Genomic DNA, 1,272 nt, shown 5'->3' on the forward strand with positions numbered 1-1,272 from the left:
CCTCGGCGGGGGTGACCATGGGGTCGCAGATCCTGAGCGTGCAGCCGGTGGCGCGGAGCTTCGCGACCAGCGGCCCGACAGGCGTGAAGCGGCAGTCGCCGGAGTTGCTCTTGAAGGAGAAGCCGAGCAGGGCGACCCTGGCGTCGCGGGGCGCCAGCCCGCGCTCGGCCAGGGCGCCCATGACCCGGTCGAAGACGTGGCCGGGCATCGAGTCGTTGACCGCGCGCGAGGCCTTGGGGATCATGAGCTCGATGCCGGCGCGGCGGCCGAGGGCGTCGACGAACCAGGGGTCCTTGGTCAGGCAGTAGCCGCCGACCCCGTTGGCCGGATAGAGGATGTTGACGTGGTGCTGGCCCTTCTTGAGGGTGTTGGCGCCGCGGATCACCTCCATGACGTCGATCGGGAAGGGCAGGGCGTCGACCAGCTTGGCGAGCTCGTTGGCGAGCGCGATGTTGAGGTCGATCCAGAGGTTGTCGGCGAGCTTCACCATCTCGGCCGCCTCCGGCGAGGCGACGCACATCACCTCGACCGGCAGCGCCTCGCGCCAGAAGGCGGCTGCCGCCGCGCCGGCCGCGGCGTCGATGCCGCCGACGAGGATCGGAATCTGGGAGAGCTCGCGGATCGCCGCGCCCTCGGCGAGGCGCTCGGGGCTGAAGGCCATGTGCACCTTCGCCGCGGGGGCGATCACCTCCTCGTACATGGCGCGGGTGGTGCCGGGGGGGACCGTGCTCTTGATCATCACGATCTGGCCGTCGTGCAGATGCGGCGCCACGCTCGCGCAGGCGGCGCGGATGTGGGCGAGATCGGCGGTATAATCCTCCGAGAGCGGGGTGCCGACGGTGATGAGGACGGCGCGGGCGCCCCTGGCGGCGGACGGGTCGGTCGAAGCGGCGAGCCGGCCGGCGGCCACGCCCTTGCCCACCAGCTCGTTCAGGCCCGGCTCGGGGATCGGGCAGCGGCCAGCCCTGACCTCCTCGATCATCTTCGCGTTGGTGTCGATGCCGACCACCGAGAAGCCGCGGTCAGCGAGGACGGCGGCAATCACGCTTCCGATGTAGCCGAATCCAATCACCGCGACGTCGGGCATGGGGAACTCTCACACTGGGAAACCAAGACGGGACAGGAAATGCGGGCCGGGGGCGGGAAGCATCGGCAGACTACTCGGCACCATCCTCATACGCTCCCCTCCGGCCGCATCGCACGGATCGGGCCGGCCTCACGACGACGGGCACGCCCTAGCACGGGATCACCGCCCGGGAAAGCCGTTTCGCC

The 1,272-nt window shown here is 70.6% G+C and carries 1 protein-coding gene; it reads right to left on the bottom strand.

Annotated features, from left to right (window positions below):
• Positions 1–1,087 (bottom strand): nucleotide sugar dehydrogenase (locus Q0112_RS18330; RefSeq protein ID WP_297977493.1); only part of this gene is annotated, 1,087 nt, incomplete at its 3' end.
• Positions 1,088–1,272: the final 185 nt, after the last annotated feature.

It is taken from the genome of uncultured Amaricoccus sp. (assembly GCF_937858865.1).
In the GTDB taxonomy this organism is placed as follows: Bacteria; Pseudomonadota; Alphaproteobacteria; order Rhodobacterales; family Rhodobacteraceae; genus Amaricoccus.